At 69.4% G+C, this 18,381-nt stretch carries 11 protein-coding genes; 2 read left to right on the forward strand and 9 right to left on the reverse strand.

Annotation, left to right across the window (positions count from 1 at the left end; all coding sequences use genetic code 11):
- Positions 1-5: 5 nt before the first annotated feature.
- Positions 6-1,379 (reverse strand): pitrilysin family protein, encoded by a 1,374-nt coding sequence (locus KQY30_RS08110; RefSeq protein WP_217310874.1) that lies wholly within the window; start codon positions 1,377-1,379, stop codon positions 6-8.
- Between the two features lie 263 nt (positions 1,380-1,642).
- Between KQY30_RS08110 and KQY30_RS08115 the strand changes: the two genes are divergently transcribed.
- On the forward strand, positions 1,643-4,093 hold the full coding sequence (locus KQY30_RS08115; RefSeq protein ID WP_217306256.1) for a DNA topoisomerase (ATP-hydrolyzing) subunit A: 2,451 nt from the start codon (positions 1,643-1,645) through the stop codon (positions 4,091-4,093).
- 27 nt (positions 4,094-4,120) lie between these two features.
- Here KQY30_RS08115 and KQY30_RS08120 read toward each other — a convergent pair whose 3' ends face one another.
- Complete coding sequence (locus KQY30_RS08120) at positions 4,121-5,302, reverse strand: GTP-binding protein (RefSeq protein ID WP_254407016.1); 1,182 nt, start codon at positions 5,300-5,302, stop codon at positions 4,121-4,123.
- A 269-nt stretch (positions 5,303-5,571) separates the two neighbouring features.
- Entirely contained in the window at positions 5,572-6,696 is a 1,125-nt protein-coding gene (locus KQY30_RS08125) for a hypothetical protein (protein ID WP_217306257.1), read from the reverse strand.
- A 125-nt stretch (positions 6,697-6,821) separates the two neighbouring features.
- On the opposite strand from KQY30_RS08125, the gene KQY30_RS08130 reads away from it, so the two are divergent.
- The gene (locus KQY30_RS08130; protein ID WP_217306258.1) at positions 6,822-7,388 is read left to right on the forward strand and encodes a TetR/AcrR family transcriptional regulator; all 567 of its coding nucleotides are present in this window, start codon (positions 6,822-6,824) and stop codon (positions 7,386-7,388) included.
- A gap of 166 nt (positions 7,389-7,554) precedes the next feature.
- Here KQY30_RS08130 and KQY30_RS08135 read toward each other — a convergent pair whose 3' ends face one another.
- From KQY30_RS08135 to KQY30_RS08160, 6 genes are all read right to left on the reverse strand, one after another.
- Positions 7,555-9,171 carry a glycoside hydrolase family 13 protein gene (locus tag KQY30_RS08135; RefSeq protein ID WP_217306259.1) on the reverse strand — a complete coding sequence of 539 codons (1,617 nt, stop codon included), beginning with the start codon at positions 9,169-9,171 and terminating at the stop codon, positions 7,555-7,557.
- Positions 9,172-9,231: 60 nt separating this feature from the next.
- Positions 9,232-10,182 (reverse strand): carbohydrate ABC transporter permease, encoded by a 951-nt coding sequence (locus tag KQY30_RS08140; protein ID WP_079023058.1) that lies wholly within the window; start codon positions 10,180-10,182, stop codon positions 9,232-9,234.
- Positions 10,183-10,197: 15 nt separating this feature from the next.
- Positions 10,198-11,154, reverse strand: a complete 957-nt coding sequence (locus tag KQY30_RS08145) for a carbohydrate ABC transporter permease (RefSeq protein WP_217306260.1) — start codon at positions 11,152-11,154, stop codon at positions 10,198-10,200.
- A 13-nt stretch (positions 11,155-11,167) separates the two neighbouring features.
- The gene (locus KQY30_RS08150) at positions 11,168-12,517 is read right to left on the reverse strand and encodes an ABC transporter substrate-binding protein (RefSeq protein ID WP_217306261.1); all 1,350 of its coding nucleotides are present in this window, start codon (positions 12,515-12,517) and stop codon (positions 11,168-11,170) included.
- A gap of 317 nt (positions 12,518-12,834) precedes the next feature.
- Positions 12,835-13,881 (reverse strand): LacI family DNA-binding transcriptional regulator, encoded by a 1,047-nt coding sequence (locus KQY30_RS08155; protein WP_217306262.1) that lies wholly within the window; start codon positions 13,879-13,881, stop codon positions 12,835-12,837.
- Between the two features lie 213 nt (positions 13,882-14,094).
- Positions 14,095-18,381 carry a discoidin domain-containing protein gene (locus KQY30_RS08160; RefSeq protein WP_217306263.1) on the reverse strand — a complete coding sequence of 1,429 codons (4,287 nt, stop codon included), beginning with the start codon at positions 18,379-18,381 and terminating at the stop codon, positions 14,095-14,097.

An 18,381-nucleotide genomic window follows, 5' to 3' on the forward strand; every position in this document is an offset into this window, starting at 1 on the left:
GTCGCTCACTGGTCCGCCCCTTCGTGCTCGTCGGTCTCGTCGGCGGCCGTCCCCGCCGCGTCGGCGGTGTCCTCGGAGGCCAGCGGTTCGTACACCAGCACCGCCCTGTTGTCGGGGCGCAGCCGGGCCGCGGCGACGGCCCGTACCTCCTCGGCGGTGATGTCCAGCACGCGGGTGACGGCGGTCAGCGCGAGCTGCGGGTCGCCGAAGAGCACGGCGAACCTGCACAGTTCGTCCGCGCGGCCCGCGACCGTGCCGAGCCGGTCCAGCCATTCGCGTTCGAGCTGGGCCTGGGCCCGCTCCATCTCCTCGGCCGTCGGGCCCTCGGCGGCGAGCCTGGCCAGCTCCTCGTCGACGGCGGCCTCGATCTGCGGGACCTCGACCCCGCCGGAGGTCTTCACATCCAGCCAGCCCAGCGAGGGGGCGCCGGCCAGCCGCAGCAGCCCGAATCCCGCGGCGACCGCGGTCTGGTCCCTGCGCACCAGCCTGTTGTGCAGCCGCGAGGACTCGCCGCCGCCGAGGACGGTGAGCGCCAGATCGGCGGCGTCGCACTCGCGGGTGCCGTCGTGCGGCAGCCGGTAGGCGGCCATCAGCGCGCGCGCCGGGACCTCCTCGTGGATCTCCTCGCGCAGCTCCTCGCCGATGACGTCGGGCAGGGTGCCGTCGCGGGGCGGCTGCTTGCCGTCGTGGGACGGGATGGAGCCGAAGTACTTCTCGACCCAGGCGAGGGTCTGCTCGGGGTCGATGTCGCCGACGACCGACAGCACCGCGTTGTTCGGCGCGTAGTTGGTACGGAAGAACGCGCGGGCGTCCTCCAGGGTCGCGGCGTCCAGGTCGGCCATCGAACCGATCGGGGTGTGGTGGTACGGATGGCCCTCGGGGTAGGCGAGCGCGGTGAGCCGCTCGAACGCCGTGCCGTACGGCACGTTGTCGTACCGCTGGCGGCGCTCGTTCTTGACGACGTCCCGCTGGTTCTCCATGGACTCCTCGTCGAGCGCGGCGAGCAGCGAGCCCATCCGGTCGGCTTCCAGCCAGAGTGCCAGTTCGAGCTGGTGGGTGGGCATGGTCTCGAAATAGTTGGTGCGCTCGAAGCTGGTGGTGCCGTTCAGCGAACCGCCGGCCCCCTGCACCAGCTCGAAGTGGCCGTTCCCCTTCACCTGGGCCGAGCCCTGGAACATCAGGTGCTCGAAGAGGTGGGCGAGGCCCGTACGGCCTTTGACTTCATGGCGTGACCCGACGTCGTACCAGAGGCAGACAGCGGCGACCGGGGTCAGGTGGTCCTCGGAGAGCACCACGCGCAGGCCGTTGGCCAGGCGGTGCTCAGTCGCTGTCAGGCCGCCGGAACCGGCCTGCGCTGTGGCCGTGTGACCCATGGGCATGTACGTCCCTTCGATCGCGATATGGAGAAGTCCTGCCACTGTATGCAAGCGTGCTGACACCTGGCGAAGTTCCGGCGTGGCAGACGCCCGCCACGCGCCCCGCGCACCACCTGCTCCGTACCCCCCGCTCCGCGCTCCGGCGTACCCCCCGGCCGTATGCCGGTGACGGGTCGAGGTCCGGGTTGTCGGCGGCTCGGTCCACAATGGTCCGCGTCAGCTAGAGAAGTTGCCGTACAAGGACCTGTGAAGGAGCCGCAGCAGCGATGGCCCGCCGCAGCACGAAGACCCCGCCGCCGGAGGACTTCGAGGAGAAGATCCTCGACATCGACGTGGTCGATGAAATGCAGGGCTCCTTCCTCGAGTACGCGTACTCGGTGATCTACTCCCGGGCCCTGCCGGACGCCCGGGACGGCATGAAGCCGGTGCACCGCCGCATCGTCTACCAGATGAACGAGATGGGCCTGCGCCCCGACCGCGGGTATGTGAAGTGCGCCCGCGTCGTCGGCGAGGTGATGGGCAAGCTGCACCCGCACGGCGACGCGTCGATCTATGACGCCCTCGTGCGTATGGCACAGCCCTTTTCGATGAGGCTGCCCCTCGTCGACGGACATGGCAACTTCGGCTCGCTCGGCAATGACGATCCGCCCGCCGCCATGCGCTACACCGAGTGCCGGATGGCCGACGCCACGTCATTGATGACGGAATCGATCGACGAGGACACCGTCGATTTCGAGCCGAATTACGATGGGCAGGAGCGAGAACCGGCCACACTTCCGGCTGCTTATCCCAATCTCCTCGTCAATGGCGCCTCCGGTATCGCGGTCGGTATGGCGACGAACATGCCGCCGCACAATCTGGGCGAAGTCGTGGCGGCCGCACGTCATCTCATCAAGCACCCGGGTGCGGACCTGGAGACGCTGATGCGGTTCGTCCCCGGCCCCGATCTGCCGACCGGCGGCCGGATCGTCGGACTGGCGGGCGTCAAGGACGCGTACGAGAACGGCCGGGGCACGTTCAAGATCCGGGCGACCGCGACGGTGGAGGACGTCACCGCGCGCCGCAAGGGCCTGGTCGTGACCGAACTGCCCTTCACGGTCGGCCCCGAGAAGGTCATCGCGAAGATCAAGGACCTGGTCTCCGCCAAGAAGCTGCAGGGCATCGCGGATGTCAAGGACCTCACGGACCGCTCGCACGGACTGCGCCTGGTCATCGAGATCAAGAACGGCTTCGTGCCCGAGGCGGTGCTGGAGCAGCTCTACAAGCTGACGCCCATGGAGGAGTCCTTCGGCATCAACAATGTGGCGCTGGTGGACGGGCAGCCGCTGACGCTGGGGCTGAAGGAACTGCTGGAGGTCTATCTGGACCACCGGTTCACGGTCGTACGCCGCAGGAGCGAGTTCCGCAGGACCAAGCGGCGCGACCGGCTGCATCTCGTCGAGGGCCTGCTCGTGGCGCTCATCGACATCGACGAGGTCATCCGGCTGATCCGGTCCAGCGACAATTCGGCGCAGGCCAAGGAGCGGCTGATCGAGCACTTCTCGCTGAGCGACGTCCAGACGCAGTACATCCTGGACACGCCGCTGCGCCGACTCACCCGCTTCGACCGGATCGAGCTGGAGAGCGAGCGCGACCGGCTCAACGGCGAGATCGACGAGCTGACCGGGATCCTCGAGTCGGACACCGAGCTGCGCAAGCTGGTCTCCGCCGAACTGGCCGCGGTGGCGAAGAAGTTCGGCACCCCGCGGCGCACGGTGCTGCTGGAGTCGGCCGGTTCGGCGGTGGCCGCGGTGCCACTGGAGGTGGCGGACGATCCGTGCCGGGTGCTGCTCTCCTCGACCGGTCTGCTGGCCCGTACGGTCAACGGCGAGCCGCTGGAGGGCGGCGACGGCAAGCGCGTCAAGCACGACGTGATCATCTCGGCGGTGCCCGCGACGGCGCGCGGCGACATCGGAGCGGTGACCTCGACGGGACGGCTGCTGCGGATCGCGGTGATCGATCTGCCGCAGCTCCCGGACACCGCCTCGGCCCCGAATCTGGCGGGCGGGGCCCCGGTCTCGGAGTTCCTGGCGCTGGAGGGCGACGAGACGCTGGTCTGTCTGACCACGCTCGACGAGTCGTCCCCGGGGCTGGCGCTGGGCACGCTCCAGGGTGTGGTCAAGCGGGTGGTCCCGGACTATCCGGCCAACAAGGACGAGCTGGAGGTCATCTCCCTCAAGGAGGGCGACCGGATCGTGGGCGGCGCGGAGCTGCGCACGGGCGAGGAGGACCTGGTCTTCATCACCTCGGACGCGCAGCTTCTGCGGTACCAGGCCTCGCAGGTACGGCCGCAGGGCCGGCCGGCGGGCGGGATGGCGGGGATCAAGCTGACCGAGGGGGCGACGGTGATCTCGTTCACGGCGGTCGACCCGGCCGCGGACGCCGTGGTGTTCACGGTCACGGGTTCGCACGGCACGCTGGACGACTCGGTGCGTACGGCGAAGCTCACACCGTTCGACCAGTACCCGCGCAAGGGCCGGGCCACGGGCGGGGTGCGCTGCCAGCGGTTCCTGAAGGGCGAGGACATGCTGGTGCTGGCCTGGGCGGGCGCGAGCCCGGCGCGCGCGGCGCAGAAGAACGGCGCGCCGGTGGGGCTGCCGGACCCGGACCCGCGCCGGGACGGTTCGGGTACGCCGTTCGCAGCGCAGGTCGACGCGCTGGCCGGGCCCGCGCACTGATCCGGTGCCACGGATCACGGTTACGGATTACGCCCTGTCCGGGGCCGAGTCCAGGTCCGGGTCCGGCTCTGGATCCTCGCGCTCGGATCCGGCCGGGTCGGGTACGTATCGCAGGACGCCCCACATGCCGCGCTCGTCGGCAGGGGCGTCCCGCGGCCCGGTCTCCTCGCAGGCCGCCAGCTCCTTGAGCAGGGCCTCGCTGCCGATGCCGGAGCCGATCAGCACCAGTTCGGTGCGCCGCTCCTCGCCGCGCGGCCAGGGCGCGGGGTAGAAGCGCAGAAACCGGCCGACGGCGTGCACGGCATAGCGATTGGCCGGGTCGTACGCCCCGAAGTCGACAAATCCCTTGATCCGGTAGAGCCCTTCGGGCCGGGAGTCGAGGAACTCCATCAGCCGGCGCGGGTCCATCGGGGCCCGCGCGGTGTACGAGGCGCTCTCGTAGGCGGCGTGGAGATGGCCGTCGTGTCCCCCGTGACCGTCGTGTTCCCCGTGTCCCCCGTGGCCGTCGCTGCCATCGCGACCGTCGTGTGCGCCGGGACCGTGGGCGAGCGCGTCCTCCGCGTAGAGGTCCTCGAAGGTGAGCTGCCGGACCTTCTCCTCCTCGGCCGGTGCGACGGCCGGGTCGAACAGCAGCTCAGGGTCCACCCGTCCGTACGAGGCGGAGACGACCGGGGTCCCGGGCGCGAGTTCGCCGACGGCGGCCAGGACGCGCCGCCGCTCCGGCTCCGCCACCCGGTCCGTCTTGTTCAGGACCACCAGATCGGCGATCGCGAGATGCCGGTCGGTCTCGGGATGGCGCTCCCGGGTGGCGTCGAACTCGGCCGCGTCGACGACCTGGACGAGTCCTCCGTACACCGTGCCCGGATGGTTCCCGGCGAGGAGCATCCGGACGAGTTCACGGGGTTCGGCCAGTCCGCTCGCCTCGATGACGATGACGTCGATCCGGGCGGCGGGCCGGGTCAACTGCTCCAGATAGCCGTCAAGTTCGCTCGCGTCGACGGCGCAGCACAGACAGCCGTCGCCGAGCGAGACGGTGGAGCCGACCTGCCCGGCGACCGTCATGGCGTCGATCTCGATGGCTCCGAAGTCATTGACGACCACGGCGATGCGCCGGCCCGCGCGGCGGCGCAGGAGATGGTTGAGCAAGGTCGTCTTGCCCGATCCCAGAAAGCCCGTCAGGACCACCACCGGAATCTGCTTCCCGCTCACGAACACCCCTCCGTACCGCGCCGTACCTCTGCCTGGGCGGATGATCACGGAGTCATCCGCCTGCTCCAGAATATTGGCGCGCCGTCCCACCACCCGCGCCAAGGCGAAGGCCGGAGCGAACATCCCGCGCGGCAGCGCCGTCGCGGTGGCGGACCATCCGCGGGCAGGCCGCCCGCCCGGTGCCGGGCCGGCCACCGGCTCCGTCCGGGGCGGGACCCCTCTCCGTCGGCATGAGTCGGCGGGCATCGGCGCTGGTCAGTCCAGATTGCTCAGTCCCGTACGAAGGTGCCGCCCGCGGTGGTCGCCAGGTCGGGCCCCAGGGCGGCTGCCGGTGTCCAGGCGCCGGGGCTGCCGACACCGCCGGCCAGCAGTTCGGTGACCGTGGCGGTGACGTCGGCCGTGAAGTCCATGCCGTCGCCGGCTCGGAGCCATCCCTCGTGCCTGGTGCCGTCCGCCCACTCCACGACGGCGTGCCCCCAGGAGTGCTCGCGCGGACGGGGTGCGGCCTTCACCCGTATCCGGCCGAGCCGGTCGACGGCGAGGCGTCGCAGCGCCGGAACGGACAGCAGGCGGCCCAGCGGCGGGAGCAGGGCACGTATCAGCGGAGCGGTCGGTACGAGCGCGGAGGTGGCGGTGACGTACGGTGCGCCGCTCACCGTGTGCGCCGCGACGAGTTCGCCGGACGCGACACCTGCCGACCTCGCCGACTCCCCGTCCGGGAAGGTGAGTTGCCGCGGGTCCGCGCCGAGGCGCGAGGTCATCAGCCGCCCGTTCTCGTACCGCCGTCCGCCGGCTGTGAGCACGTCCACGATGCTGGCCGCGAGGGCGGCGCCGAGTACGCCCGCCTCGACGGCCACCGAGGCCACGGAGTCGACCCGCACCCGGTGCGGCGTGGGCCGCCCTTCGCACAGCTTCGCCACGACCGCCTCCGTCGCCAGCACGCCGAATCCGGCGCCGGTGACCAGGGTGCTGCCCGCCCGTACCGCTTCGTCGTGCAGGGCGAGCAGCCCCGCCACGGCGGCCACGTCGTTGGCCTGGTCGACGTAGTGGCCGCCGGGCATGCAGGCACGGGCGATCACCGGTGCCGTGGCGGCGAAGGCGCCCATCGTGTTCACCACCACCCGTGGGCGCTCCCGGACGATCTCGTCCGCGATCCGCTCGGCCGAGTCGGCGACGACCACCTTCGCGTCCCCGGGCAGCCCGGCTTCGGCCCCGGCGGCGAGCAGCCGCTCCCGGCTGCGCCCGACCGGCACGACCGTCAGCCCCCGCGCGGCCAGTCGCGCGGTCACGCCCCGGCCCACACGGCCGGTCGCCCCGACGATCCACACCTCGTCGTTCGTCCTGCTCCTGCCTGTCGTCCCGCCGGTCTCGCCGGTCTCGCTGGTCTCGGTCATGCGAACGTCACCCTGCCTGCTCCGGGCCGCACTGGGGACGGACGCCCGCCAGTGATGACACACTGTGTCGTGAGTGCAGGCTAGCACTGACGACACAGTGGGACATCACCTGTTAGAGTCGGCCCATGGCGAGGTGGGATCCGGGTGCTGAGCAGCGCCTGAAGCGGGCGGCTCTGGAGCTGTACCGGGAGCGCGGCTACGACAACGTGACGGTGACCGATATTGCCGAGCGCGCCGGACTCACCCGGCGCTCCTACTTCCGCTACTTCCCCGACAAGCGCGAGGTCCTCTTCGCCGGCTCGGAGCGCCTGCCCCCGACGCTGGCGGAAGCGGTCCTGGCGGCGGACCCAAACGCGGCTCCGCTCCCCGCCGTCCTCGACGCGCTGGCGCGGGTCGGTGCCGAGCTCGTCGAGCACGTGGACGGTGCGATGGAGCGCCGGGCGGTGATCGACGCCAGCCCCGAGTTGCAGGAGCGCGAGCGGACCAAGACCGCCGCGATCACCGCCGCGATCCGCGACGCCCTGAAGCAACGTCAGGTGAACGCCGACACGGCCGAACTGGTGGCACAGCTTGCCACGGTGGCCTTCCAGAACGCCTTCCGGCACTGGATCGACGCCGAGGGGCGCGCGAGCTTCGGCGACTGCCTGCACACGGTGACCACCGAACTGCGAGCCGCCCTCGCCGAGACGTGAGAAGTACAACAGCCCCCGCCCGCCAGGCGGCCCGCCCGGGGCGGGGAGGGGTCAGGGCGTGGCCGCGGAGTCTCGAAGTCGCCCACAGGCGGGACGAGACTTCGCGGGCACGCCCCCCGGGCGGAAACCTGGCAGGCGGGGGCGCCGGTCGGACGGGGGAGGTCCGTCAGTTGCGGAGCCAGGCCGCCGTGTCGCGGGGCAGCCGTCCTTCGGGGTCCAGCGCGCCGCTGACCAGCAGAACCCCCGTGTGGGCCGGGAGTTCGGCCGGTTCCTCGCCGAGGTTGACCACGCAGACCAGCCCGTCCTCCCGGCTGAACGCCAGCACCGCGGGATCCGTCTCCAGCCAGCTCATCGGCCCGTCCCCGAAGCCCGTTTCCGTACGGCGCAGCCGCAGCGCCTCGCGGTAGAGCGTGAGCATCGAGTCCGCATCGCCCGACTGGAGGTCCGCGGCGTACGAGGACCACGACTCCGGCTGCGGCAGCCACGGTTCGGTGTCCGAGCCGAAGCCCGCGTACGGCGCGTCCGCCGTCCAGGGCAGCGGCACCCGGCAGCCGTCACGGCCCGGATCCGTACCGCCGGAGCGGAAGTGCATCGGGTCCTGGATCCGGTCGAGCGGAATCTCCACCTCCGGCAGCCCCAGCTCCTCGCCCTGGTAGAGGTAGACGGCGCCCGGCAGCGCCAGCGAGAGCAGCGCGGCGGCCCGCGCGCGGCGGGTGCCCAGCTCCGTGTCGGTCGGGGTGCCGAAGGCCTTGGCCGCGAAGTCGAATCCGGTGGCCTCGCGGCCGTACCGCGTGACCGTGCGGGTCACATCGTGGTTGCAGAGCACCCAGGTGGCGGGGGCGCCGACCGGCGCGTGCTCGGCGACCGTGTCGTCGATCGCGGCCCGCAGCAGCTCCGCGTCCCAAGGACAGGCCAGGAACGTGAAGTTGAACGCGGTGTGCAGCTCGTCCGGACGCAGATAGCGGATGAACCGCTCGGTGTCCGGCAGCCACACCTCGCCGACGAAGACCGCGTCGTACTCATCGGCGATGGCACGCCACGACCGGTAGATGTCGTGCAGCTCGTCCCGGTCGACAAAGGGATGCGGGTCACGGCCGACCGTGAAGTCGGGCAGCGCGGGGTCCTTGGCGAGCAGCGCCGCCGAGTCGATCCGTACACCCGCGACCCCGCGTTCGAACCAGAAGCGCAGCACGTCCTCGTGCTCCTGGCGCACCGCCGGATGCGCCCAGTTGAGGTCGGGCTGCTCGGTCGCGAAGAGATGCAGATACCACTCGCCGTCGTCGAGCCGGGTCCAGGGCGTGCCGCCGAACTCGGAGATCCAGTCGTTGGGCGGGATCTCGCCGTGCTCGCCGCGGCCGGTCCTGAAGTGGAACAGTTCGCGCTCGGGGCTGCCGGGGCCCGCCGCCAGCGCCGCCTTGAACCAGGCGTGCTGGTCGGAGACATGGTTGGGCACCACATCGATGATCGTGCGGATGCCCCGCTCACGTGCCTCGGCGATGAGCTTCTCGGCCTCCGCGAGGGTGCCGAACGCCGGGTCGATGGTGCGGTAGTCCGCCACGTCGTAGCCGCCGTCGGCGAGCGGGGACAGGTACCACGGCGTGAACCAGATGGCGTCCACGCCCAGTTCCACGAGATACGGCAGCCTCGCCCGTACACCCGCGAGATCACCGGTGCCGTCTCCGTCACCGTCGGCGAAGCTGCGTACGTAGATCTGGTAGATGGCGGCATCGCGCCACCAGTTCTTGTCGGCGGGCTCCAGAGGGGCAGGGGAGGGCTGTCTCACAGTGCGAAGCCTTCTGCGTCGAGGTGAAGGTGAGGGGGGTGGCACGGCTGCTGGGGCTGGTCAGCCCTTGGTACTGCCGGCACTGATGCCGGCGATGATGTGGCGCTGGAACACCAGGAACATCAGCACCATCGGAATACTGGCGATCACCATGGCGGCGATCAGCACCGACAGCGGGATGTTCTGGGAGAGCTGGACGAGCGCCACGCTGATGGGCTGCTGCTCGGTGTCCGAGAAGACCATCAGAGGCCAGAGGAAGTCCTGCCAGACGGCGACCAGCGCGAAGATCGACACCACGCCGAGCACCGGCCTGGACATGGGCAGCAGGATCGACCAAAGGGTACGGAGCTTTCCCGCGCCGTCGATCTCCGCGGCCTCCAGCACATCGCGCGGGATCTGGTCGAAGAACCGCTTGAGGAGATAGAGGTTGAAGGCGTTGGCGACGGCCGGCAGCCAGATGCCGAGCGGGTCGTTGAGCAGGCTGGTGTGGATGAGCGGCAGATCGGCGACGGTCAGGTACTTCGGTACGAGCAGCGCCTGGGCCGGGACCATCAGCGTGGCCAGGATGCCGCCCAGGATGATCTTCCCGAACGCCGGCTTGAGCTTGGACAGCGCGTAGGCCGCCGCCGTGCAGAACACGAGCTGGAGGATCCACGCCCCGGCCGCCTGCACCACCGTGTTCCACAGATGCGTCGGAAGCTGCATCTGCTCCCAGGCGTCGGTGTACGCGGTGAAGGTCAGGGACTCGGGGAACAGCGTCGGCGGTGTCTGGACCACCTCGTCGGGGGTCTTCATGGCACCGGAGGCCATCCAGTACACCGGGAACAGGAAGGCCAGCGCGAAGCCGAGGACGACCGCGCAGAAGACGGTCCAGTACAGGATTTTTCCGCGGGTGCTGCCGAGCGCGAGCGGGGAGACCAGCGTCCGTACGGCCGGGCCCTGGGTCTTGCGTCCGGCGGTCCCTGCCACCGAGGGGGGTGCCTGCCGGGGAGGCGGCGCGATCTGGGTCATGGCGCTGCGCTCCTCTCAGTCGTCGGTGCGGGTGAGCCGCAGGTAGAGGGCGGAGAAGAGACTGAGCACGATGAGCAGCATCACGCTCAGGGCGCAGGCCCCGCCGAAGTCGTTGTAGAGGAAGGCGTACTTGTAGATCAGGTACAGGATGGTGACGGTGGAGTTCTCCGGACCGCCGCCGGTGATCACGAACGGCTCGGTGAACACCTGCATGGTGGCGATGATCTGGAGGAGCATCAGCATCAGGATGATGAAGCGCGTCTGCGGGATGGTCACATGGCGTACGCGCTGCCAGATGTTCGCGCCGTCCAGCTCCGCCGCCTCGTACAGCTCCCCCGGGATGCCCTGGAGCGCGGCGAGATAGATCAGGACCGTGCCGCCCATGTTCGCCCAGGTGGCGACGATGACCAGGGAGAGCAGCGCGGTGTCCGCGCCGTTGGTCCAGTTCGAGGTGGGCAGATGGAGGAAGCGCAGTGCCTCGTTGGCGAGGCCGGCGCCCGGATCGTAGAACCACTTCCACAGCAGGGCGCTGACCACCGGCGGGATCATCACCGGGAGATAGACGACCACGCGGAAGAACGATCTGGCGTGCCGCAGTTCATTGAGGACGAGCGCCATCACGAACGGCACCGCGAAGCCGATGAGCAGGGCGAGCAGGGTGAAGGTGAGGGTGTTGCGCCAGGCCGCCCCGAACTCCGGATCCTGGAAGACCTGGGTGAAGTTGTCGGTCCCGACCCACTCGGGGGCCGACCCGGGCGTGTACTTCTGGAAGGCGATGATCACCGCGCGGATCGCCGGATACCAGGAGAACAGCGCGAAGCAGATCAGGCCGCCGATCAGGAAGCCATAGGCGCGGGCCTGGTGGGAGAGCCGACGCGCGAGGGGGCTCGCGGACCGGCGGCCCGCCGGGCGCGGCCCCGGGGTGACGGGCGGCGCGCCGGCGGACCGGTGGGGGGCCTGGACAGTCTTCATCGGTGCCTCAGCCTCAGCCTCGGGCCAGGATTCCGTCGATCTTGGACTGTGCGTCCTTCAGCAGCGCGTCGATGTCCGCGTCCTTCTTGGTGAGGACCGCGGAGACCGCTCCGTCGAGAACGGAGTAGATCTGCTGGGCCTTCGGCGGCTCCAGCTTCGCGGTGAGCTGCTGGCTTCCGTCGAGGAACGCCTGGTAGTTCTCCACCGGCACATTGGCGTACTGCTTCTTCAGCGCCTGGTCCTTGGCGTCGGTCTCGCCGGTCCAGAGCCGGGGCTCGGGCATTCCGACCGGGGCGTCCAGATCGGCGGCGCGCTTCCAGTTGTTGAGGCCGGTGCCGATGCCGATGGTCTGGTATTCGAGCCACTTCAGGCCGGCCTTGATCTGCTCCGGGGTGGCCTTCTTGTTGAACATGTAGCCGTCGCCGCCGATGAGCGTGCCCTTGCCGCCGGGCATCGGGGCGAGCGCGAGGTCCTCGTACTTGCCGCCCTTCTCCTTGACCAGGATCGGGATGTTGTCCGGGGCGGAGATGTACATGCCGAGCTTGCCGGAGCCCATCATCTGCTGGACGTCGTTGAGGATCAGGAGCTGCTTGCTGCCCATGGAGTTGTCGGTCCAGCGCATGTCCTTGAGCGTCTGGAGCACGGCCTTGCCCTCCGGGCTGTCGACGGCCGCAGACTTGCCGTCCGCGCTGACGACATCGCCGCCCTGCGAGTACATCTCCGCGGTGAAGTGCCAGCCGCCCTGGTTCTGCGCGCTGTAGTCGGCGTATCCCACATAGCCCTTGCCCAGGCCCGCGATCTTCTTGGCGGCGGTGCGGACCTCGTCCCAGGTGGCCGGCGGCTTGGCCGGGTCGAGGCCGGCCTCCTCGAAGAGCTTCTTGTTGTAGAGGAGGCCCATCGAGTAGTTGGTGCGCGGAACGCCGTAGACCTTGCCGTCGACCGTGTAGACATCGCGCAGTGACTGCTGGATGTCGGTGTAGCTCTTCATGTCCTTGACGTACGAGGTGATGTCCGCGGCCTGGTTGATGTCGACGACATGCTTGGCGTCCGTGAAGTACGTGTAGAAGACGTCTTCCATCTGGCCGCCGGCGAGCTTGGCGTCGAAGGTCTTGGGGTCCTGGCACGGGAAGGCGTCGTGGCCGACGATGTCGATCTCCGGGTTGGCCTTCTCGAACGCCTTGATGTCGTCCTCGAAGCTCTGCCGGTCGATCTTGGCGCTCTTCGGGGGCATGCAGTTCACGGTGACTTGCGTCTTGCCCCCCGCGGCGTCCTCGCTGTCCGAGCCGCACGCGGCCAGTCCAGTGAGGGCGAGCGCGGAGGCTATGGCTGCGGTACAGGTACGGCGGAACCCGGAGCTTCTCATCGGTGGGACCCCTCTTGGGCAGGAGCGTGGGAAACCCACAGCTTCTCGCTGTGTGGCGGCGCTCACTCAACCACTAACTACGGATGTCCGCAATATGTCGCCCCGATTTCGCAAATACTTGACAGTGCGCTGCATGGGCCGGTTTGATCCGGAAGGGGCCCGCACGCCCTTCGCGACGTGCGAATACGGCCCGGTGACGGCCCCGGCGCTCGGCGAAAACGACGAAGGGGCCCTCAACGGGGCCCCGTACAAACGTCGTTGGGACAGCGCGCGGACCGTGCCCGGACAGCGCGCACCCCGGCCCTGAGGCCGGTGGCTCAGGCGCCCGCGGGCGCCACGGAGGTCTCCCCGGCCGGCTGGCGGGGCGCCTGCGCCGTGGAGCCCCGTACCACCAGCTCCGGCTCGAACAGCAGCTCGCCGGGCGGTACGGCACCGCCCTGGATCTGGGCGTTGAGCATCTCGACCGCCGCGCGCCCCATGGCCTCGATGGGCTGCCGCACGGTGGTCAGCGGCGGCTCGGTGCAGTTCATGAAAGCGGAGTCGTCGAAGCCGACCACCGACACCTCGCGGGGTACGTCGAGACCGCGCCGGCGAGCGGCCCGTACCGCCCCCAGGGCGAGCGGGTCACTGGCGCAGATGATCCCGGTGACCCCCCGGTCCAGCAGCCGCGACGTCGCCGCCTGGCCGCCCTCCAGCGAGAACATGGTCCGCTCGATGTACTCGTCGGGCAGCCGGGCCCCGGCCGCCCGCGCCGCCGCGAGGGCCGCCGCGAGCTTGCGCCGGGACGGCACATGGTCGGAGGGGCCGAGCACCAGCCCGATGCGCTCGTGGCCGAGGGAGGCGAGATGGCGCCAGGCCTGCTCGACGGCGACGGCGTCGTCGCAGGAGATACAGGGGAAGTCGAGGTTCTCGATCGGCGCGTTGATCAGGACGACCGGAATCTTGCGCTCGGCGAGCTGGCGGTAGTGGTCGTGCGGGGCGTCCGCCTGCGCGAACAGACCGCCCGCGAAGACCACCCCGGAGACCTGCTGCTGGAGCAGCAGCTCCACGTAGTCCGCCTCGGAGACCCCGCCCTTGGTCTGGGTGCACAGCACGGGCGTGAGGCCCTGCTGGGCCAGCGCTCCGCCGATCACCTCGGCGAACGCGGGGAAGATAGGATTCTGCAGCTCCGGCAGCACCAGCCCGACGAGCCGGGCCCGCTCCCCGCGCAACTGCGTCGGCCGCTCATAGCCGAGGACGTCCAGCGCGGTCAGCACCGACTGCCGCGTGGCCTCGGAGACTCCGGGCTTGCCGTTGAGCACCCGGCTGACCGTGGCCTCGCTGACCCCAACCTTCTTCGCCACCTGAGCAAGTCGTCGCGTCATACACGCAAGACTATCGCAAGACATGCAAGCTACTTGCTCACGAGCGTAAAAGGCGCTGACAAGCACGGTGCCGGCCGGACGGATCCGGCCGACACCACACTGCCTGGGCAGGATTACGGACATGTGACGGGTTGCCGCCGATGTGCTACGGATCGCCAACCCGCCACAGTCCTGCTCTCAGCCCTCTGGATCACTCACCGATTCCGTGATCGCTCACGGATTGACGTGGATCCTGAAGGTGGACGTCGTGTTCCTGATGTCCACCGCGTTGTTGTTGAGCGTCAGACCGTTGAAGGTGACCTCACCGACCGCCGGTCCCTGACCCGCCTCGGGCATCTCGTTCGCCCACAGTCCGAAGCCGGACTTGGCGTCGTAGGCGTCACCGCTCTTGCGGGCGCCGGTGATCGAGATGTCGCTGAGGATGGTGTCCTTGATCGGGAACTGCGGCTGGCCGCCCACATAGTTGGTCTGGAACATCACACCGCTGTAGGTCGGATCGACAATGTCGACATTGTTGATCCGGATCCCCTGGAACACCTTCGACGCCGAGAACAGCCAGATTCCGGGGAAGGTCTGGCTGCCCCAGAAGTGACCGCCGGCCCGGATGATCGAGACGTTCTCGATCGTCGTGGGCTCGGTCCCGAAGCCGTTCATCGCGTAGCCGAAGTCCAGCGAGCTGACCGTGATGCCCGAGTAGACCAGGGTGTCCGCGATATGGATGTTCCGGAAGGTGTTGCGGTAGCCGCCGTACACCGCGAGACCCGCCGCACGCCAGGTGAGCGTGGAGGACAGGTTCTCGTACACGTTGTTGAACATGTCCGCACCACCGGCGTCGATCGCCGAGAACAGCGCGAAGCTGTCGTCGCCGGTCGCCCGCGCGTCGTTGTTGACCACGTGGTTGTCGGTGGAGCCGTTGGTCATGTTGATGCCGTCGGCGAACATGTTCCGGATCCGGGAGTTCTTGATCGTGATCCGGTCCGCGTTGGCGCCCCAGTAGAGGCAGACCATGTGCTCGTTCCAGATGTTGTCGATCGTGATGTCCGAGACATTGGCGAAGTCGAACACCTTGCCGGGACCGTCGATGCGCGAGGTGTAGTTGCCGAAGTACGCGAAGCCGGTGAAGGACGAGCCCTTCGCCGCCGCCTCCGCGCGGAAGCCGACATCGGTGTTCTCCTGCGTCGACGGGGCGAAGAACCTGGTGTACCAGGGACCCGCGCCGATGACCTGGACCGGCTTTCCGTACACCTGGAACTTGCTGGACGTCTGGTAGTCACCGGCCGGCAGATAGACACCGACCAGCTTGCCGGTGGTGTCCATCCGGACCCGGTCCAGCGCGTTCTGGACGTCCTGGTGGGTGAATCCGGTCGGGACGGTGTACGTCGCCGGGTCCGGGTTCGCGGTCGCCGCGACCTGCTCCAGGTTGATGAAGTCGATCGCGAAGGTGCCCGCGTTGGCCGCGTCCTTCTGGAGCCTGATCTTGCTGCCCGCCGGGACGGTACGGCCCAGCATGACGTTGGCCTCGTCGTAGATGTGACGGGGCGCGCCGGAGCCCGGGGAGTTGCCCGGCGCCGTCTCGTTCCCGTACAGCCAGGCGTACTTCGAGGTGAGGTCGATGGCCTTGACGAACGTGCCGTCGACATAGATGTTCAGGTTGGAGTTGGTTCCTCCGCCGCCCGCCGAGTCGGGGATGGAGAACCGGGTGACCAGGGTGTTGGTGCTGGCCCTGGTGGTGAACTCGACGTAGTTGCCGTTGCCGTTGAGGGTGACGGCCTTGCGGCCCGACGCCTCGCCCGCGATGTCACCGACGGTCCGGTTGGGACCGACGACCTGGGCGCCGCCGCCCGCGACCCCGTCCTCCGCCTCGTACATGTCGTACGGCATGTTGGCGCCGCGACCGACGAAGAGCGGCTGGGTGCTGGTGTTGTTGGCGCGCTTGACCGGCAGCTCATTGGCGTCGTCGGCGATGACGACCTTCATCTGGTACGAGCCGTTGGCCGCCGTCCAGGTGCCCAGGCCCACCGCGCTGGAGGTCGCGCCCGCGGCGATGGTGCCGTTGTAGGAGCCGGTCAGGGTCTGGACCGTGGCTCCGGACGAGTTCAGCAGCGACAGCGTGATGCCGTGGGCGCCCGCCGCGGAGGCCACCGTGCCCTGGTTCCTGATCGCCACCGAGAAGGAGACGGTGTCTCCGGCCGACGGCGAGGAGGGCGAGGTGGAGACCGTGGCCGCGATCAGGTCGGAGCTGGCGACCGGCCGCACCACCAGCGCGCTCGCGGCGGTGTAGGTGTTGTTGGTCTCGTTCTGCTCGATGATCGCGTTGGCCGGGTCGGCGACCGCGCTGAGCTGGTACGAACCGGCGTCCCGCGCACCGATGTCCGCGGTGACGGTGGCCGAGGCCCCGGCCGCGAGCGCGCCCACGGAACCGGTGCCGACCCGCGTACCGCCGAGCCGGAACTCGACCGAACCGGCCGGGGAGGCGAGCGCCCCGGAGTTGCGTACGGTCGCCGACAGCGTGATCGGGTCGGACTCGACCGGGGAGGCCGGGGACGCGCTCAGCGCGGTGACCTCCAGGTCCGGGTTGGGCGCCGGGTCACCGAGCACCTGGAACTCCGCGACCTGGCCCGCGCCGGCGCCGGTGTTGGAGGTGAACCGGAGCTGGACGTCGGCGACGCGCGCGGTGACCGGGATGGTCACCAGATTGCCGCTCGCCGGGCTGAACGCGTAGTCCCTGGCGGCCACCAGGCTGGTGAAGCCGGTGGCGTTCTGCTCACGGCCCAGCACCTGGATGTTCTGGGTGCGCGCGCCCCAACTGCTGTCGGGGTTGAGCTTGACGACCACGCTCTGGGTGTCGGCGTTGGCGCCCAGCTTCACGGTGAGGGTGTTGGGGTAGCTGCCGCCCGCGCCCTCCCAGTAGGTGGTGAGGCTGTTGTCGTTGGCGTTCTCCGCGACGAAGGTGAAGACCGTGGAGGACGCGCTGATCGGCTTGCCGACGGCCAGGTTCGACGCCGTACCGGAACTGCCGTTCCTGGTCACCGTGTTGCTGTTGCCGGACTGGTTGCCCGCCGCGTCCTTGGCCCGTACGAAGTACGAGACCGTGGTGCCCGCGGACTGGGTGTCCGTGTAGGTGGTGACACTGCCCGCCACGCTCGCGCGCAGCACGTTGTTGGCGTAGATGTCGTAGCCCGTCACGCCCCGGTTGTCCGTGGAGGCGCCCCAGGCCAGCCTGATCTGGCCGGAGGACGGCTCGGTGTAGGCGAGGTTCGTGGGGACGGTCGGCGCCTGGGTGTCACCGGTGTCCCCCTGGCGGGTGACCGTGTTGCTGTTGCCGGAGACATTGCCGGCCGCGTCCTTGGCCCGTACGAAGTACGAGACGGTCGTCCCGGTCGGCTGGGTGTCCGTGAAGGACGTGACATTGCCCGCGACGCTGGTGCGCAGCTCGTTGTTGGCGTAGATGTCGTAGCCCGTGACACCGGTGTTGTCGGTCGACGCCTTCCAGCTCAGCCGGATCTGACCGGTGGCCGGCTCGGTGTAGGCCAGCTCCGTGGGGGCGGTGGGGGCCTGGGTGTCACCGGTCTCGGGGCCGTAGACCTCCAGCTCGGAGACCTGGCCGCCGGGCTGCCCGGTGTTGGCCGTGATCAGCACCCGGACATAGCGCGTGGTGGTGGCGTCGAAGGAGATCGTCACCGTCTGCGCGGACGCGGGGCTGAAGGTGTAGGCCTTGGAGGCCGTCAGATCGGTGAAGTTGCTGTTGTCGGTGCTGCCCTGGATCTTGAGCGTCTGGTCCCTGGCTCCCCAGCCGTCGGGCAGCCGGAGCACCACCTGGTTGACGCGGACGGAGGAGCCGAGGTCGGCCTGGATCCACTGCGGGAAGGCGTTGTTCCTGCTCTCCCAGTAGGTGGCCTTGTTGCCGTCATTGGCGTTGCCGGGCCCGTAGACCTCGGTGAAGCTGCTCGCGGTCAGCGTCTTGCCGAGGGCGAGGTTCACCGAGGCGGCCGCCGCGGCGTGCACCTCCAGCTCGGCGAGCTGGGCCTTCTTCCCCGCCGTGTTGGCGGTGAAGTTCGCCCGCACGAACCGCGCCTTGGTGGCCGGGAAGGCGACCTTCACCGTGTTGCCCTGGCCCTTGCTGAAGCTGTACGTGGCCGAGGTCTTCAGCGTGGCGAAGCTGGTCCCGTCGGCGCTGCCCTGGAGGGACAGGGTCTGCTTGCGGCTCTCCCATCCGGCGGGGAGCTTCAGCACGACCTCGTCGACACGCTTGCTGGAGCCCAGGTCCGTCTGTACCCACTGGGGGCCCTTGCCGTTGCCCTCCCAGTAGGTCGACTGGTTTCCGTCGGTCGCGTTACGGGCTCCCGTGCCGCCCGTACTGGTGCTCGACGCCGCGGTCCGCCCCGCGGCGACGTTGGGGCCGTCGGCCGCGACAGCGGTGAACGACGGCCAGCCGATCATCACAAGACTGGTGGCTATGGCGGCGGAGAGGACCCGCCATCTCCGGCGTAGCGATCTCAT

The sequence above is a fragment of the Streptomyces sp. GMY02 genome (genome assembly GCF_019056675.1).
Lineage (GTDB): Bacteria > Actinomycetota > Actinomycetes > Streptomycetales > Streptomycetaceae > Streptomyces > Streptomyces odonnellii.